This window comes from Pseudomonas sp. HLS-6 (assembly GCF_002753995.1).
Taxonomy (GTDB): domain Bacteria; phylum Pseudomonadota; class Gammaproteobacteria; order Pseudomonadales; family Pseudomonadaceae; genus Aquipseudomonas; species Aquipseudomonas defluvii.
This window is the reverse complement of sequence record NZ_CP024478.1, coordinates 2,992,071-3,008,635: the sequence shown is the minus strand read 5'-3', so window position 1 is coordinate 3,008,635 and position 16,565 is coordinate 2,992,071. Positions and strand designations below refer to the sequence as shown.

The following is a 16,565-nucleotide window of genomic DNA, read 5'->3' as shown; positions in this document are numbered from 1 at the left end:
TGATATGAGTGAAGATGCACAAGATGTCGTGCTGATCGTCGAGGATGAGCCGGCGATCCGCAGGGTGCTGCACGATTATCTGGCCAGGGAAGGTTACCGGGTACTGGTGGCCGAAGATGGTGCGCAGGCGTTTGAAATGCTTGCCAGCAAACCGCACCTGGACCTGATGGTCACGGATTTTCGTCTGCCGGGCGGGATCTCGGGGGTCGATATTGCCGAGCCCGCGGTGAAGTTGCGGCCCGAGCTGAAAGTGATCTTCATCAGTGGCTACCCCGAAGAAATTCTGGAGTCCGGCAGTGCCATTGCGCGCAAGGCGCCGATCCTGACCAAGCCCTTCGACCTCGATACGCTGGGCGAGCGCATTCAACAGTTGCTCGCCTGAGTGCTTCAGGCAGCGCACACCTGAGCGCTATCGTGCAGCGTCCGCTCGATGGCGCCCAACAGCAGGTTCTGCATCAACGTCAGGCGCTGGGCTTCGGGCAATTCACTCGACTGTAGCCAGCCCGGCAAACTGTTGAGCAGTGTCGCGATGGCATGGCCGGCCGCCTGTCGTGCCGCCTTCGACAGCGCCGCCGTCGGTGCGATCAGGCGCAGCAACTGGCATTCGTAGTCATCGCGCAGGTGCTTGATCCGGGCCTGTTGCTCGTCGGTCAGGCAGCACAGGTCACGCTCGGCCAGACGAAACTGCAGCGGACGTTCGCGGTGCAACTGCCAGTGCGCATCGATGACGCTCGTCAGCCAGTCCTCGCTGCTGCCACGGCTGCGCCGTGGCGGCTGCAGCGTGGCCAGCAACTCCTCGAACAGCTCTTCGATCAGGTCGAACAGCAGGTGCTGCTTGCTCGGGAAGTGGTGGTACAGCGAGCCTGCGGTCAGGCCCAGGTGGCTGGCCAGTTCGCGCATGCTGACCTGGCCGAAGCCCTTGACTGCAAGGAGTTCGAGCGCCTTGTCGCGCCGCTCTTCATAGTAGCCACCGCGTTCGGCACAGGTCATTGGCATGGTGATAGCCTCAGTAGGTGTAGAAACCGCGACCGCTCTTACGGCCCAGGTAGCCAGCGGCGACCATTTCCTTGAGCAGTGCGGCCGGGCGATATTTGCTGTCGTTGAAACCGTCGTAGAAGGCTTCGAGGATCGCCAGCAAGGTGTCCAGGCCAATCAGGTCAGCCAGGGCCAGCGGGCCGATCGGCTGGTTGCAGCCCAGGCGCATGCCGGTGTCGATGTCTTCCGGGCTGGCAAGACCTTCCTGCAGCACCATGATCGCTTCGTTGATCATCGGAACCAGAATCCGGTTGACCACAAAGCCCGGACGGTTGCCGGCGCTGATGGCGGTCTTGCCCAGTGCTTCGGTCAGGGCCAGCGCTGCTGCGTGAGTCGCGTCGCTGGTCTGCAGGCCACGGATCACCTCCACCAGGGCCATCATGGGCACCGGGTTGAAGAAATGCACCCCAATGAAGCGCTCTGGCAGGCTGATGGTCGCGCCCAGTTGGGTGATCGACAGCGACGAGGTGTTGGTCGCGATGATGCAGGTATCGCTGACACTGGCTGCGACCTGGCCGAGAATGCGCTGCTTGAGCTCAAGGTTCTCGGTAGCCGCTTCGATGACCAGTTGCGCGCTCTTGAGCTGGGCATAGTCGGTGCTGGTGCTGATTCGTTGCAGCGCCGCCTCGGCCTGTGCAGCGTCCAGCGTTTGCTTGTTGACCTGACGCTCGAGGTTTTTGCGCAGGGTGACTACGCCACGCTCAAGGGCAGCGTCGGAAATGTCGATCAGGGTGACCTGGAAGCCGGCTACGGCACAGACCTGAGCAATACCGTTGCCCATGGTCCCGGCGCCGATCACGGCGATGTTGTTGATTGTCACGGTATAAAACTCCTTTGGGCTCAAGTGCGTTCGAACAGTACGGCGATACCTTGGCCGCCGCCGATGCACATGGTCGCCAGGGCATAACGGCCCTGGATGCGGTGCAATTCATGAATGGCCTTGGTCGCGATGATCGCGCCGGTCGCACCCACTGGATGGCCGAGCGAGATACCGGAGCCGTTGGGGTTGACCTTCTCAGGGTCGAAACCCAGTTCGCGGGCAACGGCGCAAGCCTGGGCGGCAAAGGCCTCGTTGGACTCGATCACGTCCAGGTCAGCGACGGTCAGACCGGCCTTTTCCAGCACCTTGCGGCTGGCCGGAATCGGCCCCAGGCCCATGAGTTCCGGCTCAACCCCGGCATGGGCATAGCCCACCAGGCGGGCGAGCGGCTTGAGCCCTTGGCGGCGTACCGTATCGCCAGTGGCCAGCACCAAGGCCCCGGCACCGTCGTTCAGGCCGCTGGCGTTACCGGCGGTGACCGTACCGTCCTTCTTGAATACGGTTTTCATGCCGGCCAGTTGCTCAAGGCTGACCTCGCCGCGCACGTGTTCATCGATGCTGAATTGCTGTGGCCCTTTGCGCCCAGGGACTTCGACCGTAACGATCTGCCCGGCGAAGCGGCCCTCGGCAATGGCGCGGGCTGCGCGGCGCTGGCTGGTAAGGGCCAGTTCGTCCTGCATCTGCCGGCTGATGCCCAGTTTGGCCGCGACGTTTTCGGCGGTGATGCCCATATGGAAGTGTTCAAAGGGGTCATGCAGGACGCCGACCATATAGTCGATACCCTGCAGGTCGCCCATGCGCGCGCCCCAACGGGCCTGTGGCAGCAGGTAAGGGCCACGGCTCATGGATTCGGCGCCGGTGGCCAGTGCGACTTCGGCATCGCCCAGCATCAGGCTCTGGGCGGCGGAGACGATTGCCTGCAGGCCCGAACCGCACAGGCGGTTGACGTTGAAGGCCGGGGTTTCCTTGGGAATGCCGGCATTCATTGCTGCGACGCGGCCCAGGTAGGCGTCGCGCGCTTCGGTTGGAATCACGGTGCCCATGACCACATGGCCGATCTGGGCCGGGTCGATGCCGGCGCGCTCGATGCCGGCGCGGCAGACTTGAGTGGCCAGATCCGCCAGCGGCAGGTCTTTCAGCGAGCCGCCAAAGGTACCAATGGCCGAGCGTACGGCGCTGACTACATAGATTTCGTGGTTGTTCATCGTCGACTCCAGAGTGCGAAAGCGTGGCGTGGCAGTGTTCGGCTCTGCGAGAATGCCGGGCACCAGCTTCAGGATGCAGTCGAGTCTAGGCAAAGGGACGCTGTCGTCCTATGCCATAACTGTCCAGACGAGCTGGCATTTTTTGCCATACCAGTGCGTGTTACAGCGGAACCAGCCATGCGGGAAAACGATTCGGTCGCGGTGTATTTTGTTCATGTCATGCTTCATGGCTTGCGTGATCAGCCTGCGCGCGCGGCTGCGCTGCTGGAGCAGGCCGGCATCGCTGTTGAGCTGCTTGACGAGCCGGGCGCCCGGGTGCCGGCGAAGGCCTTCGCTCGGCTCTGGCTTATCCTGATTCACGAACTGGATGACGAGTTCTTCCACCTCGACAGCCACGGCATGCCATTGGGCAGTTTTGCCTTGATCTGCCGTGGCCTGATCCAGGAGCCCAACCTGGAAAAAGCCTTGCGCCAGTGTTTGAGTTACTTTGCGCTGTTCCTGCGTGACCTCAAGGGTGTATTGACCCTCAAGGGGCAGCGCGCGGTGATCCGCCTGGAGTCGACGATGGCCGATGCACAGACCCGGGTCTATGCCGAGGAAACCTTCCTGGTGCTGGTGATCAGCCTGTTGTGCTGGCTGAGTGGACGGCGCATCGGCATCGACCGCACGGAGCTGGCCGACTCCCGGGCACCGCTGGATGATGACGCACTGCTGTGGGGGCCGAACCTGCAGTTGGGGGCGGGGCATACCGAAATCGAATTTGCTGCCGATTACCTGCGCCTGCCGGTGGTTCAGGACCTGGGGGCACTGAAGACCTTCCTGCACAGTGCGCCGCAGTGGCTGGTGATTCGCTACCGTAATCAGAACGGCCTGGCAGCAAGGGTTTATCGGCACTTGCGTGCACGGCAGTACGGGCAATGGCCGACATTGTTGGCCATGGCCGAGGGGGAAGGCTTGAGCCCCAGCAGTTTTCGTCGGCAGTTGGAGCGTGAGGGCTGTTCGTTCCAGCAGATCAAGGACGAAGTGCGCCGGGCGATGGCGTTCGAGTGCCTGCGTGGCAGTGAACTGAGTGTCGCGGAAATTGCCGAGCAGACGGGTTTTCAGGAGCCCAGTGCCTTTCACCGGGCGTTCAAGAAGTGGACCGGTGAGAGCCCGGGAAGCTATCGGTTGCGGTTGGCCACGACGCGCTGAACGCACCAGGGCCAACCGCAAGCACTCAACGCAGGTCGCCGACCATCGGCGCTAGCGTATCCAGCACCGCACTGGCCAGCGCTTTGGAGCGCTGCCCAGACCAGCCGGTAACGGCATTGGGTGCGTCGTCGTGGTCTTTGAACGGCATTTCGAGGGTCAGTGCCAGGCAGCCATAGGCCTGTGCAACGCTGTTACAGGCCAGGGTCAGGTTCGCCTGCCCAGGTTTGTCGCGCGGGTAGCCATGCACCTGCTGGAAGTCCGCGGTCAGGCGGCACAAACGCTCACGGAACGCGCTTTCCAGTTGCTCGATACGGGGCGTGTAGCCTGGTGTACCTTCGCTGCCTGCCGTGAAGACGTGAGGGATTTCTTCATCGCCGTGAATGTCGAGGAACAGGTCGACACCCTGCAGTTTCATTTGTTGCTGTGCAAAGAACACTTCCGGACTGTGTTCGACACTGGCGTCCTGCCAGGCGCGGTTGAGGTCCTTGCCCTGAGCATTGGTGCGCAGGTGCCCGTGGAACGCGCCGTCGGGGTTCATGTTCGGGATCAGGTACAGGTCGGCCACCTTCAGCAGCGCCTGAACCGTTGGATCGTTGGCCTGCAGGCGATCAATCACGCCCTCCATGAACCACTCTGCCATGTGCTCGCCGGGATGCTGCTGGGCGATGATCCACAGCTTGCGTTTGCCTGCTGCGCCGTTGCCTGCGCGCAGTAGCGGGATGTCGCGCCCTTCGACGCTGCGCCCTGTGGCCAGCAGTTCCACGCCAGGCAGGCTGACCGCCCGTTCAATCAGTTGGTTGTGGCGGGCGCGGGAGTAGGGTTCAAAGTAGGCAAACCAGGCCTCCTGTTCGCCGGCCTCAAGCTGGAAGTGCAGCGCCTGGCCGTCGAACTGGGTCGGTATCCGAAACCAGTGTTGCTGATCATAAGAGGCAACCGCCTGATAGCCGTCCCATGCCTGGTTATAGGAGGATTGCCCAGCGTTCTCCAGGGTGAAGCGGTGTGTGTGCCCTGGGGTCAGCCCGCTGGCCTTGAAGTGAAACCACTGGAAATGATCGCTGCGGGTATCGGGACGGATCGCCAGGCGCACCTGAGAGGGCTCGCTGGCATCGCGAACCACGATGTTACCGGAATCGAAATCGCAAGTGATGTGCAGGGGGGACAGCGTCACGCTCATTACCAGGCTCCTTCAGCGTTGTTGTGCCCTTTACTCTACACCCCTGCGTCAGGCGCAGAAACCGAGTGTCAGTAGCGTACCGAGCAGTACGGCAATGGCGACCGAGCAACCACCCAGGGACAGTGCCGGACGAACCTGACGGTAACCGTGGCCATCGCCCAGTACCTGCGCGGGTGCGAGCAGGCTGCGCCAGCGCAGCTCAGTGGCATGGAAGGCGGTCAGGTGGGCGGGTGCGCTGTCCAGCCAGCGGCGAAAGTCGATACGTTCGCTGGCGGTAATCTGCGGGTTTTGCAGGCGCACATACCAGTACCCGGCCTCACGGGCTAGCGGGTCAGTGGCGGGTTGCACGCTTTGCAGCACCTGGTTCATGTACCGCTCCACCGTGCTTGGAGGGACGGCCAGGTGTTCGGCGATCATGGCAAACGACCATTGATCGAGGCGACTGAGCAGGAACACCTGTTGAGCGCGGCGCGGGAGTTTTTTCAGGCGCTGCAGCAGTGCCTGATCACCCGGGGCGGCGAGGGCAGGGGATTCAAGGGGCAGCAACAGAGGGGTCATGGTACGGGCTCCTTGCAAGAAAACGGGTGGGGCGTGGTGCTTGAATGCGGCCATTCGGACGGGACAAGCGCAAAAAAAAGACCCGGCAAAAAGCCGGGTCAAAAACCGTGATTAGCCTGATGAGGAGATAACCTGAGAGTCCGACCTGTGAGCTTTCAGTTTATCCAACCAGTCTCGCGACCAGTTGCTGACAATAATAATCGTTATCATTTACAGGTCAAGTGAATTTTCTGTCATGGCAGAAAATAGGTTTCTCGGTGTGTCTGTTTTCCCGCGTGATGACCCATTCGGGCCATTACTGACCCGCCGGGTCAGGTGCTTTCGATTCCTGGCGGCAAGCCAGTTCGCTCGCCCAGGCTGTGCTCCACCAGAGCCAATGCCATGTTGATGATGTGCACCACTGACAGCGCCATGTCGCGCCGTGTCCCTTTGAGGTCGTCTGCCATTTCATAGGTGGTTGCCGACGCACAGCGCAGCAGGCTGCAGGCGTGTTCGCTGGCTTTCAGGCGGCCAAGATCGGGGCGCGGGACAAAAAACGGTGCCTCCATTTCTGCGGCGCGCTGTGGGGGGTTGAGGTAGTAGTCCAATGCACGTCGGGCGGCGTCGCTGCTGCTCAGCGATTCGCTGTCCAGTTTGGCATCCAGTGCATCCGGTGAATGTGAGCTCATGGGGGCTGCCTGTGGCGATTGTGGGTGGGTGTATTAACGATAAGTACGGGATGTATTTATTTCGACGTTTTAAATACTACAATTTGTGTATTGAGAGCTTCGGGGCAGTCCGTATCGTGCCAGCAATGGATAAATGGATTGCCCTGGTCAGGGCCAGAATGTGTGAGCTGAAGATCACGCAGGAAAAGTTGGGTGAGCGCATTGGGGTGACTCAAGGCGCCGTCGGGCATTGGTTGCGCAACGAGCGCCGGCCAAAACTGGAGACGATGAACCAGATTCTGGTGGTGCTCGGGTTGCCGCCAATGGAGTTCGCGCTGGTTACCGAACTCGCCGAATCCTCCGGTTCCTATGGTGACGATCAGAATTCGGCTACAGATGCCGAAGGACGTATCCCACAGCACAATCTGTATTTTCGCTACCCGGTCACGCGCTGGGAAAGCCTCGGGGTGGAAGACCCTGAGGCACGTTTTGAAGCCACCGATTATTACGCCCAGGGTTCGGCGTTCTGGCTGGAGGTGCAGGGCGATGCGATGACGGCGCCGGTGGGCTTGAGTGTGCCCGCCGGGATGCTGATCCTGGTGGATGCGGGGCTATCGGCACTGCCCGGCAAACTGGTGATTGCCCGCTTGCCCACGAGTGCAACGCCGGTCTTCCGGCAGTTGATCGAGGAAGGCGGGCAGCGTTATCTGCGCCCGCTCAACCCGACCTATCCCAAGGTTGTATGCGATGACGCGTGTGAAATGATCGGTGTGGTGGTGCAGGCCACGATGAAGTTCTGATCGGCACCCTTCGCTCGGCGCCAGCAGCCGGTCTCCCAGGCTACTGGCGTCGCGGGTGGTATTACGCGTCGCTGCCTTCCAGCTCGACCAGTACGCTGCCTTCGCTGACCATGTCGCCTTCCTCACAGAACAAGGCTTTCACTGTACCGTTATACGGTGCACGGATGCTGTGTTCCATCTTCATGGCTTCCAGTACCACCAGTGGTGTACCGGCTTCGACAACCTGGCCGACTTCCACCATGACCCGCACAATGCTGCCGTTCATGGGCGCGCCCAAGCCGCCTTGATGGCTGTGGCTGGCATCGGCTTCGGCAATCGGGTCGAGCTGAGTGATTGCCTGGAGTTCGCCATTCCACTGCAGATACAGGGTATTGCCACGGCGGATCGCCAGGTGCTGGCGACGCAAGCCGTTGTGCTCGTGGACCAACTGCTCACCGCGCAGCGTCAGGGTTGAGGGCGCGCTGTGGTCAAGGCTGACAGCCTGTTCTTCGGTATTGCAGCGCAGGTGCAGGCTGATATGCGCTGGCACGCCCAGGCGCAAGCCGCTGTGGGTGGCCCATGGCGAATGCCGGTCGTCATCGCGTTGTACCAGCGGTTCACTCTGGATGAAGGCTTCGGCAGCCGCTTGCCAGAACTCGGCAGGTAGCGTGTCGGCTTCAGGCAACAGTTGCGCCTGATAGCGTGGAATGAACCCGGTATCCAGCTCGGCGTCGGCAAACGCCGGGTGCGCGAGAATGCGCCGCAGGAAGGCAATGTTGGTTTTCAGGCCACCGATGGCGAACTCGTCGAGCATCGCCAGCAGGCGAAGGCGTGCCTGCTCACGGTTTTCGCCCCAGGCAATCAGCTTGCCGAGCATTGGGTCGTAGTAGGGCGAAATGCTGTCGCCTTCGCTGACACCGCTGTCGACCCGACGCCCAGCACCGGGAGCCGACTCGCGGTACAGCGTCAGATCCCCAGTGGCCGGGAGAAAATCGTTGGCCGGATCCTCTGCGTACAAGCGCACTTCGATGGCGTGACCGTTGAGCGGTACCTGTGCCTGGGTGATCGGCAACGGCTCACCGCAGGCAACACGGATCTGCCAGGCGACCAGGTCGAGGCCGGTAATGGCTTCGGTGACCGGGTGTTCAACCTGCAGGCGGGTGTTCATCTCCATGAAGAAGAATTCGCCCCGGGCGTCGAGCAGGAACTCTACGGTACCGGCCCCCACATAACCGATGGCTTGAGCCGCGCGCACAGCGGCTTCACCCATCGCCTGACGTTGTTGCTCACTCAGACCGGGCGCTGGCGCTTCCTCGACGACCTTCTGGTGGCGCCGCTGAATGGAACAGTCACGCTCGTTCAGGTACAGGCAGTTGCCGTGTTGGTCGGCAAATACCTGGATTTCCACGTGGCGGGGCTTGAGCACGTATTTTTCCACCAGCATGCGGGCATCGCCGAACGACGACAGCGCCTCACGCTGGGCCGACGCCAGGGCTTCGCCCAACTGGCTTTCCTGTTCGACCACTTTCATGCCTTTGCCGCCACCACCGGCCGTCGCCTTGAGCAGTACCGGGTAACCGATCTTTTCGGCGGCCGCGCGGAAGGTTTCCAGGTCCTGGGCTTCACCGTGATAGCCCGGTACCAGTGGCACACCGGCGGTTTCCATCAGGGCTTTGGCCGCCGACTTGCTGCCCATGGCCTCGATGGCCGAAGCCGGTGGGCCGAGGAATATCAGGCCGGCCTCTTCGATGGCGCGGGCAAAGCCGGCGTTCTCCGAGAGGAAACCGTAGCCGGGGTGAATGGCCTGGGCACCGCTGGCCTTGGCCGCAGCAATCAACTTCGCGACATCCAGATAGCTTTCAGCGGCTTTTGCTCCGCCCAGGTCAACGCGGATATCGGCTTCGCGGCTATGCCGGGCCTCGCGGTCCACAGCACTGTGAACGGCCACGGTGGTCAGGCCAAGGGCTTTGGCGGTGCGCATGACGCGGCAGGCAATTTCGCCACGATTGGCAACCAGCAGGGTGGTCAGCGTGGGACGGCTCATGGGCGCGGTTCCTTCTTGTTGGGTTCGACGTGCCAGTTTGGCGTGCGTTTTTCCAGAAAGGCGCGCAGGCCTTCCTGGCCTTCGGCGCTGACCCGGATTCGGGCAATGGCGGTTTCGCAATAGCGGCGCAGGGCAGGGGTGAGCTCGCCATGGCCGACTTCACGCAACAGCTCTTTGCTGGTGCGCATCGCCTGGGGGCTGTTCTGCAGCAGATTGGTGACCCATAGCTCGACCTGCTGTTCCAGTTCGGCCAAGGGGTAGGCTTCGGCCAGCAAACCCAGGTCACGGGCACGCAGGCCGCTGAAACGCTCGGCGGTCAGTGCATAGCGGCGTGCGGCACGCTCCCCCATGGCTTGAACCACGAACGGGCTGATCACCGCAGGGGCGAGGCCGATACGTACTTCCGACAGGCACAGTTGGGCATCTTCGCTGCCAATGGCCATGTCGCAGCAACTGATCAACCCCAGCGCACCCCCGAAGGCGGCGCCTTGCACCACTGCCAGGGTCGGTAGCTTGAGCTTGGCCAGGTTGTACATCAGCTCGGCCAGTTCGCGGGCATCGTCCAGATTGGTGTTGTAGTCCAGTTGTGCCGATTGCTGCATCCAGGCCAGGTCTGCCCCGGCGCTGAAGTGCCGTCCGCGTCCGCGCAGCAGCAAGAAGCGCAGGCTGGCATCGTTGCCGACGGCGTCGATGGCCAGGATCAACTCGCGGATCATCTGCGCGTTGAAGGCGTTGTTCTTGTCCTCGCGACTCAGCCACAGTGTGGCGAAACCGCGTGGGTCCTTGATCAGTTCGAGGGTCGTGAAGTCGCTCATCGGTCACATCCGGAAAATGCCGAAACGGCTTTGCTCGATCGGTGCGTTGAGTGCCGCCGACAAGGCCAGGCCCAAGACATCGCGGGTCTGTGCCGGGTCAATGACGCCGTCGTCCCAGAGCCGGGCACTGGAGTAGTAGGGATGGCCCTGGTGCTCATACTGGTCAAGGATCGGTTGCTTGAGCCGCGCTTCGTCGTCGGCGCTGAATGGCTGGCCGCTGCGTTCGCTCTGCTCGCGCTTGACCTGGGCCAGTACCCCGGCCGCCTGTTCGGCACCCATCACGCCGATTCGGGCGTTCGGCCACATCCACAGGAAACGTGGGTCGTAGGCCCGGCCGCACATCCCGTAGTTGCCCGCACCGAAGCTGCCGCCGATGATCACGGTGAACTTCGGTACCTGGGCGCAGGCCACGGCGGTGACCAGCTTGGCGCCGTGCTTGGCGATGCCGCCGGCTTCGTACTTCTGGCCGACCATGAAGCCGGTGATGTTCTGCAGGAACAGCAACGGAATGCCACGTTGGCACGCCAGTTCGATGAAGTGCGCACCTTTTTGCGCCGCTTCGGCAAACAGGATGCCGTTGTTGGCCAGGATCGCAATCGGGTAGCCGTGCAGGTGGGCGAAGCCGCACACCAGGGTGGTACCAAACAGTGCCTTGAACTCATCAAACACCGAGCCGTCGACCAGGCGGGCGATCACTTCACGCACATCGAACGGCTGTTTGGCATCGGCCGGAACCACGCCATAGAGTTCCTCAGCGTCATACAGCGGCGCGATCGGCATGCGCTGCTGCAAGGTGCCGAGTTTGTGCCAGTTCAGGTTGGCCACGCAGCGCCGGGCAATCGCCAGGGCGTGTTCGTCGTTGTCAGCGTAGTGGTCGGCGACGCCACTGGTCTTGCAGTGTACGTCGGCACCGCCGAGGTCTTCGGCGCTTACCACTTCGCCGGTGGCCGCTTTCACCAAAGGTGGGCCGGCAAGGAAGATGGTCGCTTGCTGGCGAACCATGATGGCTTCATCGGCCATGGCCGGCACATAGGCGCCGCCTGCGGTGCAGGAGCCCATCACCACCGCGATCTGTGGAATGCCGATGGCGCTCATGTTGGCCTGGTTGAAGAAGATCCGCCCGAAATGTTCGCGGTCGGGGAATACTTCGTCCTGACGCGGCAGGTTGGCTCCGCCTGAGTCCACCAGGTAAATGCAGGGCAGACGGTTCTGCAGGGCAATCGCCTGGGCGCGCAGATGTTTTTTCACCGTCAATGGGTAGTAGGAGCCGCCTTTGACCGTGGCATCGTTGGCCACGATCATGCATTCGACGCCTTCGATACGGCCGATGCCAGCGATTACCCCGGCCGCCGGAACGTCCTCGCCATACACCGCATGGGCGGCCAGTTGGCCGATTTCGAGAAACGGTGAGCCGGGGTCAAGCAGACGGTCGATGCGCTCGCGCGGCAGCAGTTTGCCACGAGAGGTATGCCGCTCCTGTGCCTTGGCGCCGCCGCCCTGGTGAACCTGGGCGAGCAGGGTGCGCAAGGCCTGAACCTGTTCGAGCATGGCCGCGCTGTTGTGGGCGAACTCCGCCGAGCGCGGGTTGATCTGGGAGTGCAGGATAGCCATGGGCGCCTTTTCCTTATCGCAGCTCAGCGGGATTCGTTGAACAGTTCGCGACCGATCAGCATCCGGCGAATCTCGCTGGTGCCGGCACCGATCTCGTACAGCTTCGCGTCGCGCAACAGGCGGCCGGCAGGGAATTCATTGATGTAGCCATTGCCGCCGAGAATCTGGATGGCGTCCAGGGCCATCTGTGTGGCGCGTTCGGCGCTGTACAGGATCACCCCGGCAGCGTCCTTGCGGGTCGTCTCGCGGCGGTCGCAGGCCTGGGCCACGGCATACAGGTAGGCACGGCTGGCGTTGAGCTGGGTGTACATGTCAGCCACTTTGCCCTGGATCAGCTGGAACTCGCCGATGCTCTGGCCGAACTGCTTGCGGTCATGGATGTACGGCACGACGATGTCCATGCAGGCTTGCATGATCCCGGTCGGGCCGCCGGACAGTACCACGCGCTCGTAGTCCAGGCCGCTCATCAGCACTTTGACGCCACCGTTGAGGCTGCCGAGGATGTTTTCTTCCGGCACCTCGACGTCGTCGAAGAACAGCTCGCAGGTGTTGGAGCCGCGCATGCCCAGCTTGTCGAACTTGTTGCTGCGGGTGAAGCCTTTCCAGTCACGCTCGACAATAAAGGCGGTGATGCCGTGCGCCCCTTTCTCCAGATCGGTCTTCGCGTAGATCACGTAGGTGTTGGCGTCCGGGCCGTTGGTGATCCAGGTCTTGCTGCCATTGAGTACATAGTGGTCGCCGCGCTTGTCAGCGCGCAGCTTCATCGAGACCACGTCGGAACCGGCGTTGGGTTCGCTCATGGCCAGTGCGCCGATGTGTTCGCCGCTGATCAGTTTCGGCAGGTACTTGGTTTTCTGGTGGTGGGTGCCGTTACGGTTGATCTGGTTCACGCACAGGTTGGAGTGCGCACCATAGGAGAGGGCGACCGAGGCCGAGCCACGGCTGATTTCTTCCATGCTTACCACGTGGGCCAGGTAGCCCAGGCCAGCACCGCCATATTCTTCCGGTACGGTGATGCCGAGCAGGCCCATGTCACCGAACTTGCGCCACATATCGACGGGGAACAGGTTGTCGTGGTCGATTTGCGCGGCGCGTGGCGCCAGTTCCGCCGCAACGAAGGCCTGGACCTGGTCGCGGAGCATGTCGATGGTTTCGCCAAGGGCAAAGTTCAGGGTCGGATAACGCATGCTGGCACCTTTAATGGTTGTTCTTGGGAGGTGTGTTCTATGAGGTCCGTGTCGCAGGCTTTTCAGCGACTGGCCAGTACCGTGGCCGTTCATTTCTAACCTTTACGTTAACGTAAACCTGCCGCTGTTAACTGTCAATCGCACCATGACCTTTACGTTAACGTAAATTTTCGCCAGAGTAAGAGCCGCTTGAATCCGCTCCCAGAACAAACACAAAAAGGGACCGCCATGAATCAACCGAGCTACACCCAGGGCCGCCAGGACAAACCCTTGCTGGCCAAGACCATCGGCCAGGCTTTCGATCACACGGCCTCACGCTTTGCTGATCGTGAGGCCCTGGTGGTGCGTCACCAGCAGATACGTTACACCTGGCAGCAACTGGCTGACAGTGTCGACCAGCATGCCAAAGCGTTTATGGCGCTGGGCATGAAAACCGGTGATCGACTGGGTATCTGGGCGCCAAACTGCGCTCAGTGGTGCATTGCCCAATTCGCCAGTGCCAAGGTCGGTGTGATCCTGGTCAACATCAACCCGGCTTACCGCACCAGTGAGTTGGAGTATGTACTCAGACAGTCAGGCTGCCAGTGGCTGATCTGTGCCGATGCGTTCAAAACCTCGAACTACCATGAGATGCTCGGCGAGCTGTTGCCTGACCTGGCACATCAGGCACCTGGTCAGTTGAACAGTGAGCGTCTGCCGGATCTGCACGGCGTGATCAGCCTTGCGGCACAACCGCCGGGCGGTTTTCTCGCCTGGGGTAATCTGGCTGCGTTGGCCGAGGGTGTCAGTGAACAGGAGTACCTGGCCCGTCAGCACAGCCTGCAGTTCGATCAGCCGGTGAACATCCAGTACACCTCCGGCACCACCGGCTTCCCGAAAGGCGCGACGCTGAGCCATTACAACATCCTCAACAATGGCTACATGGTGGGTGAAAGCCTGGGGCTCACCGAGCACGACCGCATGGTGATCCCGGTGCCGCTGTACCATTGCTTCGGCATGGTCATGGGTAACCTGGGCTGCGTCACCCATGGCAGCACCATGATTTACCCCAACGATGCCTTCGACCCATTGCTGACCCTGAGTACGGTCAGTGAAGAGCGGGCCACGGCGTTGTATGGCGTACCGACCATGTTCATTGCCTTGCTCGATCACCCGCAACGTGGTGAGTTCGATCTCTCCAGCCTGCGCACGGGGATCATGGCTGGTGCGACCTGTCCGATTGAAGTGATGCGCCGGGTCATCAATGAGATGCACATGAGTGAAGTGCAGATCGCCTATGGCATGACCGAGACCAGCCCGGTGTCGTTGCAGACCGGGCCGGACGATGAGCTGGAGCTGCGGGTGACCACGGTAGGGCGCACCCAGCCGCAACTGGAAAGCAAGATCATCGATGAGCACGGCTGCGTCGTTCCGCGTGGGCAGATTGGTGAACTCTGTACCCGGGGCTACAGCGTCATGCTCGGTTACTGGGGCAACCCGTCGGCAACCAGTGATGCCATCGACCCGGCAGGCTGGATGCATACCGGTGACCTGGCGACGATGGATGAGCGGGGGTATGTGTGCATAGCCGGGCGCAACAAGGACATGATCATCCGCGGCGGGGAGAACATCTACCCACGCGAACTGGAAGAGTTCTTCTTCACCCATCCCGCGGTGGCCGATGTGCAGGTCATTGGCATTCCGGATGACCGCTATGGCGAGGAAATCGTGGCCTGGATCAAGTTCCACCCGGGCCACAGCGCCAGCGATGTCGAGCTGCAGCAGTGGTGCAAGAGCCGTATTGCGCACTTCAAGACACCGCGTTACTTCCGCTTTGTCGACGAGTTCCCGATGACCGTTACCGGGAAAGTGCAGAAGTTCCGCATGCGCGAAATCAGTATCGAGGAGCTGCGCACGCGTCAGGGCAACAACGGGTAAATCAACGTCGATCAGCAGACGCCACCAAGGAGCGATGCAATGTCGCCTCCCGGTGGCGTTTTGCTTGCCATACACTATATAAAGTAATAGATTGTTATTGTCTTAATTGAATAGCCCGCCTGACATGAATAGCCACGTGCAGCCCCTCGATATCCAGCAACTGCATGCCAATGCCGACCAGGCCAGTCAGTTGCTCAAGGCCCTGGCCAACCCGGATCGTCTGCTGTTGCTGTGCCAACTGACCGAGGGCGAGCGCAATGTCAGTGAATTGGAGGCACTGCTGGGCATTCAACAACCGACGCTGTCGCAACAGCTCGCGGTGTTGCGTCGCGAGGGCTTGGTTGCCACCCGCCGTGAAGGCAAGCAGATCTATTACCGGATCAGCAGCCCGGCGGCGCTGGCGGTGATCAATACGCTGTATCAACTGTTCTGTGCAGGAGAGGCTTCGTGAACATCGACTGGTTACATTTCACACCAGGCTCATCCCTGGCCGGTGGCGCGCTGATTGGCCTGGCGGCCAGCCTGTTCGTGCTTGCCAACGGGCGGATTGCCGGTATCAGCGGCCTGCTGGGTAGCGTGTTGCAGCGCGACGGCGAGGGGCGTGGCGAAAAGGCGCTGTTCTTGTTGGGGCTGCTGGTCGCGCCATTGGTCTGGGGGCTTTTTGCTGCGCTGCCAAGCCTTGAGTTCCAGAACGGGGTGCTTGGTCTGGTCAGCGCCGGTTTGCTGGTTGGTATCGGTACACGTTATGGCGCCGGGTGCACCAGTGGCCATGGGGTGTGTGGCATCTCACGGTTGTCTGGGCGCTCGCTGGTGGCAACCTTGTGTTTCATGGCCAGTGGTTTTGCCACGGTGTTTGTCCTGCGTCATCTATGGGGAGGTTGAGCATGAACAAGCTGACAGCGTTTCTTGCAGGGCTGTTGTTCGGTATCGGGCTCCTGCTGGCGGGGATGGCCAACCCAGGCAAAGTACTGGCGTTTCTCGACCTGGGCGGTGCCTGGGACCCCTCGCTGGCACTGGTGATGGTGGGAGCGATAGCTGTGGCCTTTGTGCCTATGAGCGTGGCCCGCAAGCGCTCGACGTCGTTACTGGGCCTGCCCATGCAACTGCCGGTCAAGCGTGAGCTGGATCGTCGCTTGATCGTCGGTGGTCTGGTGTTCGGTATAGGCTGGGGAATTGCCGGTATCTGTCCGGGGCCGGCGGTTGCAGTGTTGTTAACCGGGCATTGGCAAAGCGTTGTCTTCGTGTTGGCCATGCTGGCCGGCATGTTGCTGTTCGCGGCGCTGGAGCGTCGGCGCGCGCATTGATCGGGAGATCACCATGAACGCAAATGTTGGAACCATCGACGGTAGCCTGCGTGTTATCGCTGGCCTGATCCTCATCGGCCTGAGCCTGGCCGGGGTGATCGGCGTTTGGGGCTGGATCGGCGTAGTGCCGGTATTGACCGGTATTTTCCGCTTTTGCCCGGCGTACGCATTGTTGGGTATCAATACCTGCAAGCGCGGTTAACGCCAGTGCGCATATCAAGCGCGCACGCTGCGTTCAGTCGTCTATGCTGCTGCCAGGGTGTTGGCTGGTGCAGGGG

18 protein-coding genes are annotated in these 16,565 nt (G+C 61.5%); 8 read left to right on the top strand and 10 right to left on the bottom strand.

Annotation, left to right across the window (positions count from 1 at the left end; all coding sequences use genetic code 11):
* The first annotated feature begins 4 nt into the window (after positions 1–4).
* A complete protein-coding gene (locus tag CS390_RS13995; protein WP_099775095.1) occupies positions 5–382 on the top strand; it encodes a response regulator in 378 nt (125 codons plus the stop codon).
* Positions 383–387: 5 nt separating this feature from the next.
* Here the strand turns inward: CS390_RS13995 and CS390_RS13990 are convergent, their stop codons facing one another.
* The 3 genes from CS390_RS13990 to CS390_RS13980 are packed head-to-tail and all read right to left on the bottom strand — an operon-like array spanning position 388 to position 3,060.
* Entirely contained in the window at positions 388–996 is a 609-nt protein-coding gene (locus CS390_RS13990) for a TetR/AcrR family transcriptional regulator (RefSeq protein WP_065757686.1), read from the bottom strand.
* A gap of 10 nt (positions 997–1,006) precedes the next feature.
* Positions 1,007–1,855 (bottom strand): 3-hydroxybutyryl-CoA dehydrogenase, encoded by an 849-nt coding sequence (locus CS390_RS13985; RefSeq protein WP_099775094.1) that lies wholly within the window; start codon positions 1,853–1,855, stop codon positions 1,007–1,009.
* Between the two features lie 20 nt (positions 1,856–1,875).
* Positions 1,876–3,060: an acetyl-CoA C-acyltransferase family protein gene (locus CS390_RS13980; protein WP_099775093.1), complete on the bottom strand. Its 1,185-nt coding sequence runs from the start codon at positions 3,058–3,060 to the stop codon at positions 1,876–1,878.
* 177 nt (positions 3,061–3,237) lie between these two features.
* Here CS390_RS13980 and CS390_RS13975 point away from each other — a divergent pair, with 177 nt between their 5' ends.
* A complete protein-coding gene (locus CS390_RS13975; protein WP_099775092.1) occupies positions 3,238–4,251 on the top strand; it encodes an AraC family transcriptional regulator in 1,014 nt (337 codons plus the stop codon).
* Between the two features lie 25 nt (positions 4,252–4,276).
* On the opposite strand, the gene CS390_RS13970 is transcribed toward CS390_RS13975, so the two are convergent.
* From CS390_RS13970 to CS390_RS13960, 3 genes are all read right to left on the bottom strand, one after another.
* Positions 4,277–5,425 carry a M14-type cytosolic carboxypeptidase gene (locus CS390_RS13970; RefSeq protein ID WP_099775091.1) on the bottom strand — a complete coding sequence of 383 codons (1,149 nt, stop codon included), beginning with the start codon at positions 5,423–5,425 and terminating at the stop codon, positions 4,277–4,279.
* A 48-nt stretch (positions 5,426–5,473) separates the two neighbouring features.
* Positions 5,474–5,983, bottom strand: coding sequence for a sigma factor-like helix-turn-helix DNA-binding protein (locus tag CS390_RS13965; RefSeq protein ID WP_099775090.1), 510 nt, complete (start codon positions 5,981–5,983; stop codon positions 5,474–5,476).
* Between the two features lie 311 nt (positions 5,984–6,294).
* The gene (locus CS390_RS13960) at positions 6,295–6,651 is read right to left on the bottom strand and encodes a DUF6124 family protein (protein WP_065757681.1); all 357 of its coding nucleotides are present in this window, start codon (positions 6,649–6,651) and stop codon (positions 6,295–6,297) included.
* Positions 6,652–6,776: 125 nt separating this feature from the next.
* Here CS390_RS13960 and CS390_RS13955 point away from each other — a divergent pair, with 125 nt between their 5' ends.
* Positions 6,777–7,430, top strand: coding sequence for a LexA family transcriptional regulator (locus CS390_RS13955; RefSeq protein ID WP_099775089.1), 654 nt, complete (start codon positions 6,777–6,779; stop codon positions 7,428–7,430).
* A gap of 61 nt (positions 7,431–7,491) precedes the next feature.
* On the opposite strand, the gene CS390_RS13950 is transcribed toward CS390_RS13955, so the two are convergent.
* The 4 genes from CS390_RS13950 to CS390_RS13935 are packed head-to-tail and all read right to left on the bottom strand — an operon-like array spanning position 7,492 to position 13,066.
* A complete protein-coding gene (locus CS390_RS13950; protein ID WP_099775088.1) occupies positions 7,492–9,453 on the bottom strand; it encodes an acetyl/propionyl/methylcrotonyl-CoA carboxylase subunit alpha in 1,962 nt (653 codons plus the stop codon).
* Positions 9,450–10,268 (bottom strand): gamma-carboxygeranoyl-CoA hydratase, encoded by an 819-nt coding sequence (locus CS390_RS13945; protein WP_065757678.1) that lies wholly within the window; start codon positions 10,266–10,268, stop codon positions 9,450–9,452. The genes CS390_RS13950 and CS390_RS13945 overlap by 4 nt, the downstream gene beginning before the upstream one ends.
* Positions 10,269–10,271: 3 nt before the next feature.
* Positions 10,272–11,879, bottom strand: coding sequence for a carboxyl transferase domain-containing protein (locus CS390_RS13940; protein ID WP_065757677.1), 1,608 nt, complete (start codon positions 11,877–11,879; stop codon positions 10,272–10,274).
* 23 nt (positions 11,880–11,902) lie between these two features.
* Positions 11,903–13,066, bottom strand: coding sequence for an isovaleryl-CoA dehydrogenase (locus tag CS390_RS13935; protein ID WP_099775087.1), 1,164 nt, complete (start codon positions 13,064–13,066; stop codon positions 11,903–11,905).
* Between the two features lie 228 nt (positions 13,067–13,294).
* Here CS390_RS13935 and CS390_RS13930 point away from each other — a divergent pair, with 228 nt between their 5' ends.
* From CS390_RS13930 to CS390_RS13910, 5 genes are all read left to right on the top strand, one after another.
* Positions 13,295–14,983: an AMP-binding protein gene (locus CS390_RS13930; protein ID WP_065757675.1), complete on the top strand. Its 1,689-nt coding sequence runs from the start codon at positions 13,295–13,297 to the stop codon at positions 14,981–14,983.
* 124 nt (positions 14,984–15,107) lie between these two features.
* Positions 15,108–15,434 carry a helix-turn-helix transcriptional regulator gene (locus tag CS390_RS13925; RefSeq protein WP_065757674.1) on the top strand — a complete coding sequence of 109 codons (327 nt, stop codon included), beginning with the start codon at positions 15,108–15,110 and terminating at the stop codon, positions 15,432–15,434.
* Positions 15,431–15,865: a YeeE/YedE family protein gene (locus CS390_RS13920; RefSeq protein WP_065757673.1), complete on the top strand. Its 435-nt coding sequence runs from the start codon at positions 15,431–15,433 to the stop codon at positions 15,863–15,865. Before CS390_RS13925 ends, CS390_RS13920 begins: the two co-directional genes overlap by 4 nt.
* Before the next feature lie 2 nt (positions 15,866–15,867).
* Positions 15,868–16,287 (top strand): DUF6691 family protein, encoded by a 420-nt coding sequence (locus CS390_RS13915; protein WP_099775086.1) that lies wholly within the window; start codon positions 15,868–15,870, stop codon positions 16,285–16,287.
* A 13-nt stretch (positions 16,288–16,300) separates the two neighbouring features.
* Positions 16,301–16,489: a DUF2892 domain-containing protein gene (locus CS390_RS13910; protein ID WP_065757671.1), complete on the top strand. Its 189-nt coding sequence runs from the start codon at positions 16,301–16,303 to the stop codon at positions 16,487–16,489.
* Positions 16,490–16,565: the final 76 nt, after the last annotated feature.